Source organism: Pseudomonas sp. LY-1 (assembly GCF_053502595.1).
Map to the genome: position 1 here is coordinate 2,524,489 of NZ_CP094353.1, position 17,177 is coordinate 2,541,665.

Annotated in this window: 16 protein-coding genes; 4 read left to right on the top strand and 12 right to left on the bottom strand. The window is 61.0% G+C overall.

What is annotated here, in order from left to right:
- Positions 1-5: 5 nt before the first annotated feature.
- Complete coding sequence (locus tag MOQ67_RS11695; RefSeq protein WP_010566045.1) at positions 6-665, bottom strand: CoA transferase subunit B; 660 nt, start codon at positions 663-665, stop codon at positions 6-8.
- Between the two features lie 36 nt (positions 666-701).
- Entirely contained in the window at positions 702-1,400 is a 699-nt protein-coding gene (locus MOQ67_RS11700) for a CoA transferase subunit A (protein WP_126585861.1), read from the bottom strand.
- A 133-nt stretch (positions 1,401-1,533) separates the two neighbouring features.
- Between MOQ67_RS11700 and MOQ67_RS11705 the strand changes: the two genes are divergently transcribed.
- On the top strand, positions 1,534-2,436 hold the full coding sequence (locus tag MOQ67_RS11705) for a LysR family transcriptional regulator (RefSeq protein WP_198718796.1): 903 nt from the start codon (positions 1,534-1,536) through the stop codon (positions 2,434-2,436).
- 57 nt (positions 2,437-2,493) lie between these two features.
- Here the strand turns inward: MOQ67_RS11705 and MOQ67_RS11710 are convergent, their stop codons facing one another.
- The 6 genes from MOQ67_RS11710 to MOQ67_RS11735 all read right to left on the bottom strand — a co-directional run bounded on the left by MOQ67_RS11710 (position 2,494) and on the right by MOQ67_RS11735 (position 10,289).
- Positions 2,494-2,823, bottom strand: coding sequence for a hypothetical protein (locus MOQ67_RS11710; protein WP_017847046.1), 330 nt, complete (start codon positions 2,821-2,823; stop codon positions 2,494-2,496).
- A gap of 518 nt (positions 2,824-3,341) precedes the next feature.
- Positions 3,342-4,187, bottom strand: coding sequence for an NAD-dependent protein deacetylase (locus MOQ67_RS11715; protein ID WP_198718797.1), 846 nt, complete (start codon positions 4,185-4,187; stop codon positions 3,342-3,344).
- 8 nt (positions 4,188-4,195) lie between these two features.
- Entirely contained in the window at positions 4,196-4,636 is a 441-nt protein-coding gene (locus MOQ67_RS11720) for a CBS domain-containing protein (RefSeq protein WP_017847048.1), read from the bottom strand.
- A 131-nt stretch (positions 4,637-4,767) separates the two neighbouring features.
- Positions 4,768-6,717: a DNA topoisomerase III gene (locus MOQ67_RS11725; RefSeq protein ID WP_198718798.1), complete on the bottom strand. Its 1,950-nt coding sequence runs from the start codon at positions 6,715-6,717 to the stop codon at positions 4,768-4,770.
- Positions 6,718-6,883: 166 nt separating this feature from the next.
- Positions 6,884-8,506 (bottom strand): MFS transporter, encoded by a 1,623-nt coding sequence (locus tag MOQ67_RS11730; RefSeq protein ID WP_104903536.1) that lies wholly within the window; start codon positions 8,504-8,506, stop codon positions 6,884-6,886.
- Between the two features lie 115 nt (positions 8,507-8,621).
- A complete protein-coding gene (locus MOQ67_RS11735) occupies positions 8,622-10,289 on the bottom strand; it encodes a GMC family oxidoreductase (protein WP_102617818.1) in 1,668 nt (555 codons plus the stop codon).
- Between the two features lie 129 nt (positions 10,290-10,418).
- On the opposite strand from MOQ67_RS11735, the gene MOQ67_RS11740 reads away from it, so the two are divergent.
- Positions 10,419-11,312 carry a LysR family transcriptional regulator gene (locus tag MOQ67_RS11740; RefSeq protein WP_017847052.1) on the top strand — a complete coding sequence of 298 codons (894 nt, stop codon included), beginning with the start codon at positions 10,419-10,421 and terminating at the stop codon, positions 11,310-11,312.
- A 695-nt stretch (positions 11,313-12,007) separates the two neighbouring features.
- Here MOQ67_RS11740 and MOQ67_RS11745 read toward each other — a convergent pair.
- Genes MOQ67_RS11745 through MOQ67_RS11755 form a run of 3 tightly spaced genes read right to left on the bottom strand, consistent with a single transcriptional unit; the run spans position 12,008 to position 15,039 of the window.
- Entirely contained in the window at positions 12,008-13,105 is a 1,098-nt protein-coding gene (locus MOQ67_RS11745) for a DNA alkylation repair protein (protein ID WP_198717481.1), read from the bottom strand.
- Positions 13,106-13,123: 18 nt separating this feature from the next.
- Positions 13,124-14,470 (bottom strand): glutamine synthetase family protein, encoded by a 1,347-nt coding sequence (locus tag MOQ67_RS11750; RefSeq protein ID WP_046384015.1) that lies wholly within the window; start codon positions 14,468-14,470, stop codon positions 13,124-13,126.
- An 11-nt stretch (positions 14,471-14,481) separates the two neighbouring features.
- On the bottom strand, positions 14,482-15,039 hold the full coding sequence (locus MOQ67_RS11755; RefSeq protein WP_017847055.1) for a helix-turn-helix domain-containing protein: 558 nt from the start codon (positions 15,037-15,039) through the stop codon (positions 14,482-14,484).
- Between the two features lie 213 nt (positions 15,040-15,252).
- Here MOQ67_RS11755 and MOQ67_RS11760 point away from each other — a divergent pair, with 213 nt between their 5' ends.
- Together MOQ67_RS11760 and MOQ67_RS11765 are read left to right on the top strand one after the other, a co-directional pair.
- Positions 15,253-15,561, top strand: a complete 309-nt coding sequence (locus MOQ67_RS11760; protein WP_046485902.1) for an RcnB family protein — start codon at positions 15,253-15,255, stop codon at positions 15,559-15,561.
- Between the two features lie 88 nt (positions 15,562-15,649).
- Positions 15,650-16,843, top strand: coding sequence for an MFS transporter (locus MOQ67_RS11765; protein ID WP_026140037.1), 1,194 nt, complete (start codon positions 15,650-15,652; stop codon positions 16,841-16,843).
- Here MOQ67_RS11765 and MOQ67_RS11770 read toward each other — a convergent pair.
- Positions 16,806-17,078: a DUF1652 domain-containing protein gene (locus tag MOQ67_RS11770; protein WP_017847058.1), complete on the bottom strand. Its 273-nt coding sequence runs from the start codon at positions 17,076-17,078 to the stop codon at positions 16,806-16,808. The genes MOQ67_RS11765 and MOQ67_RS11770 overlap by 38 nt on opposite strands.
- Positions 17,079-17,177: the final 99 nt, after the last annotated feature.

Here is a 17,177-nt window from a genome sequence, read left to right on the forward strand (position 1 = left end):
TGTCCTCACTGGAATTGCATTTCTGGAACGTGGTCGGGGACGATTAGTTTACCGGCTGTCTTGCTGACAATCTCTTCAATACTGACCCCTGGGGCACGCTCCTTTAGGATAAAGGCGCCGTTGTCGATTTCCAGGTATGCAAGGTCCGTCAGCACACGCTTGATGCAGTGGGCACCGGTCAGCGGCAGGGTGCATTGGCTGAGCAATTTGGACTCACCGTCCTTGGAGGCGTGGGTCATGATCACGATGATGTTTTCCGCGCCGGCCACCAGGTCCATGGCGCCGCCCATGCCCTTGACCAGCTTGCCCGGGATCATCCACGAGGCGATGTTGCCCTGTACGTCCACTTCAAACGCGCCGAGCACGGTGAGGTCGACATGGCCGCCGCGAATCATTGCGAAGGACTCGGCGGAGGAGAAGATCGAGGCGCCGATGCGCGCGGTCACGGTTTGTTTGCCGGCGTTGATCATGTCGGCATCGATGGTGTCTTCGGTGGGAAACGGGCCCATGCCGAGCAGGCCGTTTTCCGATTGCAACATCACTTCCATGCCTTCCGGGATGTAGTTGGCCACCAGGGTCGGAATGCCGATGCCCAGGTTGACGTAGAAACCGTCCTGCATTTCGCGGGCGACGCGTTGAGCCATTTGTTCGCGGGTGAGAGCCATTGTGCTGTTCCTCTTGTTCTCTTCGGGCTGGAGGGATTATTTGCGGACGGTGCGCTGTTCGATGCGCTTCTCGAAGGTGCCGCAGATGATCCGGTCGACGTAGATGCCAGGGGTGTGGATCTGCGACGGTTCCAGCTCGCCCGGTTCGACGATTTCCTCGACTTCAACCACGGTGATCTTGCCGGCGGTGGCGGCCAGCGGGTTGAAGTTCTGGGCGGTGTGGCGGTAGACGACGTTGCCGAAGTGGTCGGCTTTCCAGCCTTTTACGATGGCGAAGTCACCGGTGATGGATTCTTCCATCAGGTACGGGCGACCGTTGAATTCGCGGGTTTCCTTGCCTTCGGCTACCGGGGTGCCGACGCCGGTGGCGGTGAAGAAGGCCGGAATGCCAGCACCGCCGGCGCGCATTTTTTCCGCCAGGGTGCCTTGGGGGGTGAGCACCACTTCGATTTCGCCGCTGAGCAGTTGCTTCTCGAACAGGGCGTTTTCGCCCACATAAGACGCGATCACTTTGCGGATCTGCTTTTGTTCCAGCAGCACGCCCAGGCCAAAGCCGTCGACGCCGCAGTTATTGGAAACCACGGTCAGGTCGCGGGTGCCTTTGCGCTTGATCTCGGCGATGAGGTTTTCCGGAATGCCGCACAGGCCAAAGCCGCCAGCGAGTACGGTCATGCCATCTTCCAGGCCTGCGAGGGCTTCTTCATAGGACGCCACGCGTTTATCGAAACCTGCCATATGCACCTCTTTTATTGTTAGTGGGCCAGCCAATGCCTCGAGTGTTGCGCCGACGGATTGATTTGTTAAGTTGTTTTTTAAGGTTGATTGATTTAAAAAACTGCATAGTCGAACCGTCGTCCGGAGTAATGTCATGACCGTCAAACAGATTCGTGCCTTTTTGGCCGTGGCGCAGAGCCTGAGTTTTGCCGCCGCCTGCGAGCGCCTGCACCTCTCTCAGTCGGCGCTGAGCCTGACCATCAAAGGCCTGGAAGAAGGGCTGGGCGGGCGCTTGTTCAGCCGCAATACACGGAATGTCGCGCTGACCCCTGAAGGGGAATCCTTATTGCCGCTGGCGCGTCGGCTGATTGCCGATTGGGACAACGCCGAGGATGAACTGCGCCAGCGCTTCACCCTGCAGCGCGGGCGCGTAACGGTGGCGGCGATGCCGTCGTTTGCGGGCAACCTGCTGCCGCCGATCCTGAAGATATTCCGCGCGCGTTACCCCCATGTGAACGTGACGGTGCATGACCTGATCAACGAACAGGTGCTGGAAATGGTCCGCGATCGCCAGGTCGAGTTGGGCGTGGCGTTCGAACCGTCCGAGGGGTCGTCGCTGGCGTTTACGCCGTTATACCTGGACCGCTTCATTGCCGTGGTGCCCACGGATTCACCCTTGGCACTGCGTGCTGAAATCGACTGGAAAAGCCTGTTGGAGCAACCGTTCATTGCCCTGCAACGACCCTCGACGGTACGGGTGATGCTGGAGGAGCATCTGGGCGCCTTGCAGATGAAATTGCCGGTGGCGCTGGAGAGTCATCAATTGGCGACGGTGGGCAAGATGGTTGCCAGTGGGCTGGGGGTCAGCGCCGTACCGGCATTATGTGCGCAGCAGATGCAGGAGGCGGGCGCCCATTGCATCACCTTGACCGATCCGGTGATCGAGCGGCCGATTGGTGTGTTGACCAAACCGGGGCATGAACTGTCGGCGGCGGCACAGGTGTTGTTTGATATTTTCCGCGATGAAGCGGGGAAAGGGCGTTACCCCAACTTTTGAAGTTGCATAAAAAATGTGGGAACTGGCAAGCCAGTTCCCACATTAGTTGAGAAGTACTTAGTAGTAGCGGTCGATTACTTTAACTTGCGAGTTGTCTTTGAAAGACTCCCACGCGTGGTTAAGTGTGTCGAACACTTGCTCGATGAAATTGCGATCGGCCGCCGCTTTCTTGCCGACATAACCCTGGCCACGGCGGTACATCTTAAGGCGCGCCGCCAGTTCACGGTTGTTTTTGTCGAACTCGGCTTCTTCGGTGTGGGGCGCCAGGCAGTCAATTTGGACTTTGCCCGATTTGCCAATCCACAGGATATGGTCGTCGAGTGTGTCTTTCTGCGCTGCGAACATCTCAGCCAATTCTTCGATAGTTGGTTGGTTGTTCAGATTCATGTGTAAGCCCCTTGACCAGTTGGCGATCTATCAATTGATTCGTTAAAACTGCTTAGTTGTCTCCGGTTCCGAAAACCGGGCGTCAGTGACGGTCTGCCGAATACGGGCAGGGTCTTGAACCTGATGCATGTAGTCTTGCTGATGAACTGCTACGCAATGGTTTCATAACGAAGACAAGCAGCGTTTGAGCTCCTTGTACCGAACCCTTCGGGTCGGTCAGCTTCATCAATCTGCCTTGTGGGCAGTGCACATCCGGAAGAAACAGCTCGGCGGTCAGACGAGCTTGTTCAAAACGCTTGTTACCAACGCTCCCGATCCGGGAGACGTCTAGATCATGCAAGGACAAAAAGGTTACGTCAACGGTTATGTAGTGATTATTTTTGATCACTACATGAATCGCCGTGGGGGCGGGGGCATGCGAGGAGGTGTGACTCAGGCGTCATTTTTTGTGCGGTGGGTCGCTGCAGTTCGTTGGCCTGCCCGGGTCTCCCGCTGATTTTTGAGGGGCGGTGCCCTGGCTATCCCAGGCGCTCTGCCAATAGCGGCAACAACCGTTCGCAGGATGCCGCGATCTTCAGTTGCAACAACTCATCCCCACGGGTCTTGCCCAGATTGATGGCAATCACCGGTTTGCCTTGCTCGACCATCGCCTTGCACAGGCGAAACGCCGAGTAGGCCATCAGCGACGACCCCACCACCAACAGCCCCTCGGCGTGTTCCACCGCCGCCATCGCCCTGGCGGCGGTGGCCTGGGCAACGTTTTCGCCGAAGAACACGACGTCCGGTTTGAGCCGTTCACCGTCGCAATGGGGGCAGCGGGGCACGCGAAAACGTTGTTCAAACGCTACGTCGAGCAGCGTATCGCCGTCGGGTGCCTGCACGGCGTCGACGCCTGCCAGGTATGGGTTCTCGGCCTCCATCAACCGTTGGATCACATCGCGTGCGCTGGGCCGATGGCAATCCAGGCATAGCACGCGATGCAAGCTGCCATGCAGCTCGATCACATCCTCACTACCGGCCTGGTCATGCAGCGTGTCGACGTTTTGTGTGATCAGCCCGCTGATACGCTGGCGATGTTGCAAGGCGGCCAGCGCCAGGTGGGCCTGGTTCGGCTGCGCAATCCGTACCCGTGGCCAGCCCAGCATCGCCCGTGCCCAATAACGGCGCCGCGCTTGCGGGGTGGCCAGGAACTCCTGGTACATCATCGGCGCCTTGCCTCGGCGCACGCCTTCGCTGTCCCGATAATCCGGGATACCTGATGACGTGCTGATCCCCGCCCCGGTCAGCACCAGAAAACGCCGTGCGGCCATGGCCCGGTGCAGGGTCTCGAGGTGGTCTTCTTGATGTTCGAGCATGTCGAGCATGGGCTCTCCTATTCGCCGCGAATGTATTGCTCCAGTTGCTTGATCAGGTTGGCTTGTTCGGCAATGGCTTCCTTGACCAGGTCACCGATGGAGAGCAGGCCCAGCAGTTTTCCGTCGACGACCACCGGCAGGTGGCGCAGGTGACTGTCGGTCATGATGTTCATGCAGGCTTCGACTGTCTTGTGGGCATCGACCGTGATGACTGGAGAGCTCATGACCTCGTGGACTTTGGTGGTGACGGAAGAAAGGCCTTTGAGTATCAGCTTCCGTGCGTAATCGCGCTCGCTGATGATGCCAACCACCTCACCCTGCTTGACGACCGGCAGGGCCCCGACATTTTTCGATGACATCACCACCAACGCTTCGAATACGGTGTGGTCCCATTCAATGGTGTGGACTTCCTGGTTTTGCTTGTCTTTGGCTTTGAGTACTTCTGAGACGGTTTTCATGGTGGCCACTCCGGTGTTGTTGTTGGGAAGTCAGCAATCCCCTACAGAATCCTAGACGGCCGGCGCCGGAGCAAGGACCAAAGCGGCGTTAAAGCTGTCGAAAAACGTCATCCGCCGGATTTATTCATGGTTTACCCGGTACTTGTCGGCTTTTTCGCCCGCTTTGGGCTGGCCGCCGTCTTGCGGGGCGCGGCCGTGCGTTTCTTCTTCCACGGGGTGGCGCCGCGGCCTGCCGGGCTGGCGGGGCCGGTGATGGTCATACGCATACCGTTGCAGCGGGCCACTTGCTTGCTCATCCAGGCCGCTTGCTTGGCGACGAATTCTTCCAGGCTCATTTCGCCGCTTTGCACCATGTCCAGCGCCTGTTCCCAGATCGCCGTGGTGCCGGGGTCGGCGATGGCGCGCGGCACCGCATCGATCAGGCTGAACGCCGCCGGGGTGGCCGAGAGGGCCTTGCCGTTCTTCACCAGGTAGCCTCGCTCCAGCAGGCCCTGGATGATCCCGGCGCGGGTGGCTTCGGTGCCGATGCCGGTGGTGTCCTTGAGCTTTTGCTTGAGCAACGGGTCTTCCACCAGCTTGGCGACGTTTTTCATCGCCTTGATCAGGTCGCCCTCGGTGAAGGGTTTGGGCGGCTGGGTCCACAGGTCCTTGAGGTTGACCTTGGCAACGGCGTAATCCTGGCCCTGCACCAGCGCCGGCAAGGCTTGCGGTGCCGGCGCCTCACGGCCTTTGGCGGGTGCAAGGGCTTCGGGCAGCGCGCGTTTCCAGCCTGGCTCGATGACGACTTTGCCCACCGCGCGCAGCGCTTGACCGGCACAGTCGAAATCCGCCTGGGTGCGGTCGTATTCATGGTTGGGCAGAAACTGCGCCAGGTAGCGCGCGCGAATCAGTGTGTAGACCGCCCGATGCTTGCCGGTGAGTTGCCCTGCATCCTTGCCGGCGCCAGTGGGAATGATGCCGTGGTGGGCGCTGACCTTGGCGTCGTTCCACGCCCGCGAGCGGCGCTGGGGATCGAGATGCGGCATCAGTTCGTTGACGGCCGCGTCGGCACGGCCCAGGGCGGCAAGGATCTTCGCCGCGTCGCCATGCTGACTCAATGGCAGGTAGCCGCAATCGCTGCGCGGGTAGGTGATGGCCTTGTGGGTTTCGTACAGCGATTGGGCGATGTCCAGGGTTTCCTGGGCGCCGAGACCGAGCTTCTTCGAGCAGATTTCCTGCAACGTCCCCAGGTCGAAGGGCAGGGGCGCGACCTCGCGCATGCGTTCGGTGCGCAACTTCACCAGCCGCGCACTGGCGGCGTGGGTCATGGCGTCGGCGGCGTCCCGGGCGAGTTGCGGGTTGAGGCAGCGGCCTTGGTCGTCACAGGCATCGTCGACGGCGCGCCATTGGGCGGTGAAGGTCATGTGCGCGTGGCGCAGGTCGACGTCGATGGCCCAGTAGGCCACCGGTACGAAATCGGCGATGCTGCGGTCACGGTCGACCACCAGGCGCAGGGTCGGGGTTTGCACCCGGCCCACCGGCAGTACGCCTTGGTAACCGGATTGGCGGCCGAGCAAGGTAAACAGGCGGCTCATATTCATGCCGATCAGCCAGTCGGCGCGGGAACGGCCCAGGGCCGAGTGGTACAGGCTGAAGGTCTCGGCGCCGGGTTTGAGCGCGGCCAGGGCCTTGCGGATGGAGGCGTCGTCCAGCGCCGACAGCCACAGGCGTTGGATCGGCCCGCGATAGCGGCAATGTTCCACCAGCTCGCGGGCGATCATTTCGCCCTCGCGGTCGGCGTCGGTGGCGATCACCAGTTCCAAGGCTTCCCCCAGCAGGCGCTTGACCGCCTTGAACTGGGCGGCGGTCTTGGGCTTGACGCGCATCTTCCATTTGTCCGGGACAATCGGCAGGTCGGCGAGCACCCAGCGCTTGTACTTGGCGTCGTAGGCGTCGGGCGGGGCGGTTTCCAGCAGGTGGCCGATGCACCAGGTGACAGTCACCCCGTTGCCCAGCCAGCAACCGTCGCCACGGCGCGTGGCGCCGAGCACGGCCGCAATATCTTTGGCCTGGGAGGGTTTTTCACAGAGGAACAGCCGCATGGTCATCACATCAGATCGGGTTGATGCCTTGCAGGATGCGTAGTCCGAGGGATTTGAGCAACCATTATCTGTATGGATGTACAGCAATTTGTGTGGCGCCGCAGAGCAGATGTGGGAGGGGGCTTGCTCCCTCCCACAGGGGACCTGCGGTGTTCAGGTGGTCGGGTCAGTTGTTGTCGATATCCACATGCCGCGTTTCCTTGAGGCAGAACATCCCGACAACCAGGCTCACCCCGGTCACGACCACCGGATACCACAAGCCATAGAAGATATCGCCGGTGTACACCACCAGGGCAAACGACACGGTCGGCAGGAAGCCGCCAAACCAGCCGTTGCCGATGTGATAGGGCAGGGACATCGAGGTGTAGCGGATGCGTGTCGGGAACAGTTCCACCATCAACGCCGCCAGCGGGCCGTAGCACATGGCCGCGATCAGGATCAGCACCACGATCAGCACCACCACCATCACCTTGTTGACCTGCGCCACATCCGCCGATGTCGGGTAGCCGGCGAGGGTCACGGCGGCGCGCAGGGCCGACTCGTCAAAGCCATCGATGCGCACGTCGCCCACGCTCACCTGCACCGGGCTGCCCGCAGGGGCGGCGGCGCTGCTGTAGGGCAGGCCTTGCTTGACCAGGAAGGTCTTGACCTTGTCGCAGGGGCTGTCAAAACGCGCCTTGCCCACCGGGTCGAACTGGAAGGTGCAGGTGGCCGGGTCGGCCAGCACGGTGATCGGCGCCTGGCGACTGGCCTGGTCCATCGCCGGGTTGGTGTAGTGCGCCAGGCCCTTGAAGATCGGGAAGTACAGCGCGGTCGCCAGCAGCAGGCCGAGCATCAGCACCGGTTTGCGCCCGATCTTGTCCGACAGCCAGCCGAAGAAGATAAAGAACGGTGCGCCAATCACCACGCTGATGATCAGCAGCATATTGGCCAGGGCCGGGTCCATCTTCAGGAACTGCGTAAGGAAGAACAGCACATAGAACTGCGCCGCGTAAAAGGTCACCGCTTGCCCGCCGTTGATGCTGAACAGCGCAATCAGCACCACCTTGAGGTTTTCCCACTTGCCGAAGGACTCGCGGATCGGCGCCTTGCTGGCCTTGCCTTCCTCCTTCATTTTCAGGAACGCCGGCGATTCATGCAGGCTCATGCGGATCCAGGTGGAAATGCCCAGCAGCACGATGGAAAACAGGAACGGAATGCGCCAGCCCCACACTTCGAACTGATCGCCAGTGAAGTAGCGGCAGGCCAGCACCACCAGCAGTGACAACAGTAACCCCAGGGTGGCGGTGGATTGAATCCAACTGGTGTGCAGGCCGCGCTTGCCGGCGGGGGCGTGTTCGGCGACATAGGTCGCCGCGCCGCCGTACTCGCCGCCCAACGCCAGGCCTTGCAGCATGCGCAGGACGATCAGGATGATCGGCGCGGCAATGCCGATGCTGGCATACGTGGGCAACAGGCCGACGCAGAACGTCGCCACACCCATCAGGATAATGGTCACGAGGAAGGTGTACTTGCGCCCGATCATGTCGCCCAGGCGGCCAAACACCAGCGCGCCGAACGGGCGCACCACAAAGCCGGCCGCGAAGGCCATCAAGGCAAAGATAAACGCCGTGGTGTCGTTGACCCCGGCAAAGAACTGTTTACTGATCACCGCCGCGAGGGCGCCATAGAGGAAGAAGTCATACCACTCGAATACCGTCCCCAGGGACGAGGCGAAGATGACTTTTCTCGATTCGCTGACGGTGCTCGTGCTGACCGCCGAGCCCAGGGTTTGAGCATGTTCTGACATCGGGTATCCCTCACAGTGATTATTTATTGTTGTTCCACTGTCGGCGCCAACCTCAGCGCCGGTCTGTTTTCCGTTCCTCTGTAGGCGCGCGCTTGCTCGCGAAAATCGCCAACGATTACGCGGGAAATCTGGATGAACGCGGCGCCTTTGCGTTTTTCGCGGGCAAGCTCGCTCCTACAGTGTTCGGCGAAAGGATCAGTTGCGCGGCTTTCTCCGCGATCATCAGCGTCGGTGAGCAGGTATTGCCGGATGTGATGCGGGGCATGATCGAGGCATCGGCGATGCGCAGCCCCGGCACGCCATGCACCCGCAACTGCGCGTCGACCACCGCGTCCTGGTCACTGCCCATGCGGCAGGTGCCCACCGGATGGAAGATCGTCGTGCCGATGCGCGCCGCGGCTTCGTGCAGTTGCTCTTCGGTTTGCAGCGCATCGCCGGGCAAGTATTCCACCGGTTTGAACGGGCTCAGGGCCGGCGCGGCGACGATCCGTCGAGTCAGGCGAATCGCGTCGGCGGCCACCCGCAGGTCTTGCGGATGGCTGAGGTAATTGGGCTGGATCAACGGCGCATCCGCCGGGTTGACCGAGCGAATATCGATACGCCCGCGGCTTTGCGGGCGCAGGTCGCAGACCGACGCGGTAAACGCCGGGAACGCGTGCAACGGCTCGCCGAAGCGCTCCAGGGACAGCGGCTGCACATGGTATTCAAGGTTGGCCGAGGTTTGTTCCGGGCCCGAGCGGGCAAACGCACCGAGCTGGCTGGGCGCCATCGACAGCGGGCCGCTGCGGTCATACAGGTAACGCAGGCCCATGCCCATTTTGCCCCACACGCTGCCCGCGATCTGGTTCAGGGTGCGCGCGTTTTCCAGCTTGTAGATCAGCCGCAGTTGCAGGTGGTCCTGCAGGTTGCCGCCGACCCCCGGCAGTTCATGCAACACATTGATGCCGAGCGGCTTGAGCACGTTGGCGGGGCCAATCCCCGAACGCTGCAAAATGCCGGGCGAACCCACGGCGCCAGCACACAACACGATTTCCTTACGGGCCTTCCAACGGAGCGACTGGCCGTGCTGACGCCCGACCACTGCCGATGCGCGGCCGTTTTCCAGCAACACGCGGTCGACTTCGACTTCGGTCAATACCGTCAGGTTCGGCCGCTGGCGGATCGGCTTGAGGAACGCCTTGGCCGCATTCCAGCGGACGCCGGCCTTCTGGTTGACCTGAAAGTAACCGCAGCCTTCGTTATCGCCCTGGTTGAAGTCGCTGACGTTGGCGATGCCGCTTTGCGCTGCGGCCTCACGGAAGGCATCCAGAATCGGCCACGACAGCCGTTGTTGCTCGACGCGCCACTCGCCGCCGTCGCCGTGAAATGCCGAACCGCCAGCAAAATGGTTCTCGCTATGCTTGAACAGCGGCAGCACGTCTTCCCACGCCCAGCCCGGGTTGCCTGCCGCCGCCCAGCCGTCGTAGTCCTGAGCCTGGCCGCGCATGTAGATCATGCCGTTGATCGACGAACAACCGCCGAGCACCTTGCCCCGCGGGTAACTCAGGGCGCGGCCTTGCAGGCCGGCCTGGGCTTCGGTCTTGAAGCACCAGTCGGTGCGTGGGTTGCCGATGCAGAACAGGTAGCCGACGGGGATGTGAATCCAGGGGTAATTGTCGCGACCACCGGCTTCAAGCAACAGCACACGGTGGGCGGGGTTGGCGGACAGTCGATTGGCCAGCAGGCAGCCTGCGGGGCCGGCGCCTACGACGATGTAATCGTATTCAGCAGTTGCAGTGGGCATCTGAGGTCTCGCTTGTTTTTCTTATTGGCTCCATCCTAGTTGTTAGTTTTCGTCTTAAAAATGTTAGTTTTTACCCAGTGGCTGTGCGTTTTTAAACAGCGCGGCCCAGACTCACGGATTGGAGGCGCTATGTTCGACTGGAATGACCTGCGGTTTTTTCTTGAGTTGCAGCGCAGCGGCCGCCTGCTTACCGCCGCGCAACGCCTGAAAACCACCCACGCCACCGTGGCGCGGCATATCGAGGCGATCGAGAAAAGCCTCGGCACCGCGTTGTTTGTGCAGCACGCCCACGGCTATGAGTTGACGCCGTCCGGCGAGGCCCTGCTCAAACACGCCGAAGCCATGGAAAACGTCGCGCTGCTGGCCGAAGACGAATTGACCCACACCGCCGCGCCTCTGGGCAAGATCCGCCTGGGCGTGGCCGAAGGGCTGGGGGTGATGTTCCTCGCCAGCCGCATGGGCGGGCTGTTCGAGCGCTATCCGGGGTTGGAAGTGGAGCTGGTGGCCGTGCCGCGTTTCGTCAGCATCCTCAACCGCGAAGCCGAAATCAGCATCCACCTCGAACGTCCCAGCGTCGATCAACTGGTCACGCGCAAACTCACCGACTATCGCCTGGCGCTCTATGCCAGCCGCGCGTATCTGGCGCGCACCCCGCCGATTGAAAAACGCGAAGACCTCGCCGCCCATGCCTGGATCGATTACGTCGACGATCTGCTGTTCAGCCAGGAACTGAAACTGCTCAGCAGCTTCTGCCGTAACCCCAAAGTGGTGTTCCACAGCACCAGCGTGATCGCCCAGCACCAGGCGGCGCGTTCCGGGCTGGGGATTGCGGTGTTGCCGTGCTTCATGGCGGCCGGTGATCCGGACCTGGTGGCGTTGTTGCCAGGGGAGGGGATTCAGCGCAGCTATTGGATCAGCTCGCGCCGGGAACTGCACAAGTCGGTGCGGCTGCGGGTGTTGTGGGATTACGTGGTGGAGTTGTGCGCGCGGGAGCAGGCACTGTTGCTCGGCGGGTCCACCTGAAGAACCTGGATCAAAAATGTGGGAGGGGGCTTGCTCCCGATAGCAGTGTGTCAGCCAAAACATGCATGACTGAAGCAGCGCTATCGGGGCAAGCCCCCTCCCACATTTTTGACCGGATTCAGCTTCCAAGATCAGGTCGGCTATAAGGCCAAGCAAGAGCAAAAGCAGATCAGGGTCTATCTGATCTATGGAGATCCAAATGTGGGAGGGGCTTGCCCCCGATAGCAGTGTGTCAGCCAAAATATGCATGACTGAAGCAGCGCTATCGGGGGCAAGCCCCCTCCCACACGTTTGACCGGATTCAGCTTCCAAGATCAGGTCGGCTATAAGGCCAAGCAAGAGCAAAAGCAGATCAGGGTCTATCTGATCTATGGAGATCCAAATGTGGGAGGGGGCTTGCCCCCGATAGCAGTGTGTCAGCCAAAACATGCATGACTGAAGCACCGCTATCGGGAGCAAGCTCCCTCCCACATTTTTGACCGGATTCAGCTTCCAAGATCAGGTCGGCTATAAGGCCAAGCAAGAGCAAGAGCAGAGCAAAAGCAGATCAGGGTCTATCTGATCTATGGAGATCCAAATGTGGGAGAGGGCTTGCCCCCGATAGCAGTGTGTCAGCCAAAACATGCATGACTGAAGCCCCGCTATCGGGGGCAAGCCCCCTCCCACATTGAAGCTGTGGTGTTGCTTGAACTGAGTCAATCGCGCAAGACGAATTCCGCGCTGCCCAGCCGTTCTCCATTCACCAGCACATGCACCGCGTGCTTGCCCGGGTAGTGCTTGCGCGTGGTCAGTTCACGGATATGTTGTTCGCGGCTGATGTGCTGCTGCTCGCCTGCGCCAAGGGTAAAGGCCTTGAGCTTGAACACTTTAGCCGCACGGTGGCCGGCGCTTTTTACGTAGTCGATGGCGTAGTCCACCACCAGTTTTTGTGGTGCGGCGGCGGTGGATTCGAGGCTGAAGGTCAGGTTGATCCGCTCCCCCAGTGCGATCACCGCCGGCGTGACGCGCAGGTGATGAATCTTGACCTCGGCCTTGGCTCCCGCACCGATGATCGTCAGCGCGCGGGTGTTGCCCTGCTTGATCAGGCTGCGCAGTGCATGGCGGGCGATCCAGGCGGTGTGCGGGTTATCCAGCGACCAGCCTTCGATCAGGCTGAGGACCCAATCGGGGTGGTCCTTGGTGATGTCGTTGAGGTGGTTGGCCACGGACTTGCGCACGTAGAGGCTGCTGTCGGCCTTGAGGTTGTCGAGGATCGACGCGCACAGCCCGGGGTTGGCCTGTACGTTGGCCAGGCGGAATGACCACGGCAGGCGCGGTCGCGAGCCTTCGCTGGCGAGGCGGCGCACGTGTTCGTTGTCATCCAGCGACCACTGTTGCATCACCGCCAGGGTGCGTTGGAAGTCGTGCAGCAAGAAGTGCCGGATCGCGAATTCGGCGGAGCCAAAGGTGGTGAAATATTTGAGCGCGGCCATGGAGCGCTCGAAGTCATCCCGGCCATGACTCGCCACGTAGTGCGGCAGGAACAGGCTGACAAAGCCGCTGTTCAAGCGCGGCGCGAGGGCATAGAGCAGCGTGAGAGTCTGTGGGTAATCCAGCGGGATCACCGCATGCAGGCTGTCGCTGACCCGCGCCACGCGCTGCATCACCGACAACTCGGCCAGCCCGGCCTTGGCGTGCTGGAGAAAGCCCTTGGCGTCGAACGCCGGGTACACCGCCGTCATCTCGGTGGCGATGTGTTGCAGGCGTTCGGCGTTGAAGATTTCCTTGAGGGCCGGGGCGCTTTGGTCGGTCATCGGTGATTCCATGGGGGGTTAGAGAAACCAGCGGTATTCCCGTGCGTTGATCTCCTGCTGAAACGCCAAGTGGTCCTGGCGTTTGTTCTCGCAGTACACGTCGACAAATTCCGCGCCCAGCTTATCGCGCAATACCGCTTGATGTTGCATGGCGCGCACGGCCTCGAGCATTTCCAGGGGGAAGTCGGTGCCGCTGTTGCGGTCGTCGTTCAGTGGGGCGATGGGTTCGCGCTTGGCGTCAAGCCCATGCTCCAACCCCACCAGAATCGCCGCCAACACCAGGTACGGGTTGGCATCGGCGCTGGCCAGGCGGTGTTCGATACGCAGGTTGCGTGGGTCGGACTCGGGGATGCGTACGCACGCATCGCGGTCTTCGAAGCCCCAGCTGGCACGGGTGGCGGCGTTGACCGTACCGCCCAGGCGGCGGAAGGCGTTGTGGTTCGGCGAGAAGATCGGCATGCAGTGCGGCAGCAACTCCAGGCAGCCGGCCACGGCGTGGCGCAGGGGTTGCTGTTGATGGGCCGCGAGTATGTTGTTGCCGGCGCCGTCGTACAGGCTGACATGCACATGCATGCCGCTGCCGGGGAATTGCAGGTAGGGCTTGGCCATGAAGCTGGCGCGGTAGCCGTGCTTGAGCGCCACGCCACGGGTGCTGCGGCAGAACAGGGCGGCCCAGTCGGCAGCGCGCAGGCCATCGTCCAAGTGGCCGAAGTTGATCTCGAACTGGCCAGGGCCGAGTTCCGCGGTGATCACCGTGATGTCGATGCCTTGGTCCTTGGCGGTTTGCGCCATATCGTCGAGCACCTCGCTGAAGCGCGACAGTCGCTCGATATGCAGGTTGGGCTGGTCGTCGGCGTCGTCACTCAGCGGGTCGCGGGCGAATTGCGGCAGGCCGTTGTCGAGCTGCTTGTCGAACAGGTAAAACTCCAGTTCAAAGGCCACCACCGGGTGAATGCCTTTGTGGTGCAGGCGTTCCAGGACCTTGGCCAATACTTCCCGCGGTTCGAATTCGATCGGCGCTTGCGTACCGTCCGAGGTGATCAGCATCTGGCCCAGCGGCTGCGACTCCCAGCTCACCGGCTTGAGCGTGCCCGGCACCAGGCGGCGGTTGGCGTCGGGGTCGCCGTCGTTGAAGCAGTAATCACCGATCTTGAACAACCCGCCCTGAACCCCCAGCAGCACGGCGTTCTGCGGCAGCTTCAAGGGGCCGCCGGCGGCGACTTTTTCCAGCATCTCCACCGGGTAGCGCTTGCCGTAGAAATGCCCGGGGATGTCCAGGGCGATCAGGTCGACATAACGCACGTCGGGGTGGTTCTGGCGAAAGCTCCGTACTTCGGCCAGCAGCGTGGAGGAATGGCTTTTCACGGGTGTAGCTCCTAGTTGTAAACCCACAGCACGCGGGCGGGCAGTTCGGTCAGGTTGGCGTAGCGGCAGCGGGCGAAACTGGCCAGGTGGAAGCTGTCGCCTTGGTGCAGGGTGACCGAGTCGGCTTCCCCTTCCACCCACAGCGTCAACTCCCCCTCCAGCACAAACCCGGCCTGCTCGGCGCGGTCGCTCATGGTCTGCTCACCGCTATTGGCTCCGGGGGCCAGCAGGCTGTCGAGCATCGAAAACGCACCGTTCATGTTGGGGGAGACCAGGATGTCGGTGATGCCATTGGCGTAATACACCGTGCGCCGCTCGTTGGGGCGCGTCACCCAGTTGATGGCCTTGGGCTTGCTCAGGCTGTAGAAATAGGTGGTGGGCACGTCAAGGGCGTGGCTGATCGCGGTCAGGTCCGCCACGGTCGGGCGTGACAGGCCTCGTTCGACCTGAGACAGGAAACCCACCGAACGCTCGATCTTTTGCGCCAATTGCGCGAGGGTGAGTTTCTTGTACTTGCGCAGGTCGTGGATCAGGATCGCCAGGGCTTCGAGTTCTTCTTGTTGGTTCATGAAATTTATTTCGTTAAATTTCATGAAAAATTACATGATAAATTTCACGCGGGCAATGGGTGAGGGGGCTGGAGCAGCATTTATTTACGCAAGCGCAGGCGTTGCGGCGAACACCCTGTGGCGAGGGAAACCGGGCGCTCGGGTTTTTGGCTGAATGATTCCACACGCCCGCGGTCGGAACCTGGGTACGCCTCACTACTTGAAGGAGCACCCATGAAGTCCAGATCCCTCGTCGCCAGCCTGTTGGTCGTTGCCAGCCTGTCCACCGCCAGCTTTGTGGTGCAGGCCGGTGATTCCCCGCAGGAAACCGTGAAGCCTTCCAGCATCAATACCCGTGACTTGAAAGAGGGCGACCGCGCGCCGGATATCCTGATGCGCAAGGAATCGGCGGTCACTGACTGGAAGAAACGCGGCTTGAAGCAGCCCGAAGAGGACAGCCAATGGGCCCGTGTCGGCAATAGGTTTGTGCTGCTCAAAACCACTAACGGCACCATCCTCGAGATCACTCCGGTCAAGCAATAATCCGCTGGCAACGCCTGCTTTTTTTCGGGTTCCTGAGGTAAGGTGACCGGCTGCAATGGCCGCGTTACCTTCATGGAATGAGAGCAGGATGCTTGCCACCCTAAGACACTACCCCCGCACAGTGAAGCTGTTGCTGTCCGCCACGTTGATGCTGACGCTGGCCAAGGCGATCACCTTTCCGTACCTGGTTATCTACCTCACCCGGCACTTTGCCCTGGACATCACTCAGGTCGGCCTGGTGATCGGCAGTTCGCTGATCGTCGGTTCGTTGCTCAGCGTGTATGGCGGGTTTCTCGTCGATCGCATCAGCAGCTATCGGTTACTGCTGGGCTTGAGTGCGCTGTTTGTCGTGGGCTTTATCGGTACGGTGCTCGCGCAGACTATCTGGGCGTTCTATGGCTGCCTGATCCTGATCAACCTGGCTTACGCGGTCATCGATATTGCGATCAAAGCCGGCTTTGCCAGCCTGTTGCCGGAAGACGCGCGCAGTGAGGTGTTTTCCATCAAGTACACCCTGACCAATATCGGCTATGCGGTGGGGCCGTTCTTCGGCGCGATGGTGGCCAGGCTGGATATCAGCTTGCCGTTTATGCTGTCGGCGCTGTTGGGGGCGGGGTTTTTCCTGCTGTACTGGCGCTGGGGTGATCGTGCGCTGGCCACTGTCGATGCCACGCAAAAGCCGGTGTCGTTCCTGGCTGTCGGCCGCGTGCTGTTGAAGGATCGGCGCCTGGTGTGCTTCACCGTTGGCGGCGTGCTCAGTGCGGTGGTGTTCGGCCAGTTCACGGCTTACCTGTCGCAATACCTGGTGACCACCACCACTGCTGAATACACCTACAAGGTCATCAGCGCGGTGCTTACGACGAACGCCGTGTTGGTGATTGCCCTGCAATACGTGATCGGCCGGCGCATCTCGCACCGTTACCTGAGCCAGTGGCTGATCTTCGGCTTGAGCATGTTCATGCTGGGGTTGATCGGCTTTGCGCTGTCCACCAGCGTGCTGTGGTGGGTGCTGGCGATGGCGGTGTTTACCGTGGGGGAAATCGTCGTGTTCCCGGCCGAGTACATGTTTATCGACCGTATTGCCCCGGACCACCTGCGCGGCATGTATTACGGCGCGCAAAACCTGTCCAACCTCGGCGCCGCGCTGGGGCCGGTGCTGTGCGGGTTGGTGTTGGCCAGCCTGCCGGCGCATTACATGTTCTACATGCTGGGGGCGTTTATCGTCGGTGGCGGGGTGTTCTATTTCATGGGTGCGAGGCTGAAGGCAAGTCATCCAGAGTGAGTTTGCCCAGGTGGTTGCTGTGCAGCTCGTAGCGTAATTCTTCGACCATCTTGTCCACTTCTTGCGGGGTCTGCAGCCGATTGGTGCTGATCCCGGTGACCACCAGGTCGACCCGGCCGGTTTCGGCGTCGAAGACTTTGAGGGTCAGCGACGCGTCCCGGCACAGGGTGAATTCGCACGTCAGCGGCGACAGGCCTTCTTCGATGCAGTTTCGCAATTGAGACAGGGTAAACATGCTAATTCCTTCCGGGTGTGGAATACGACGACACAGGATCGAAAGCCTGTGCCCACCCCAGGAAGGTTAAGCATTACACCTAGGCGCAATAAGGCGAAT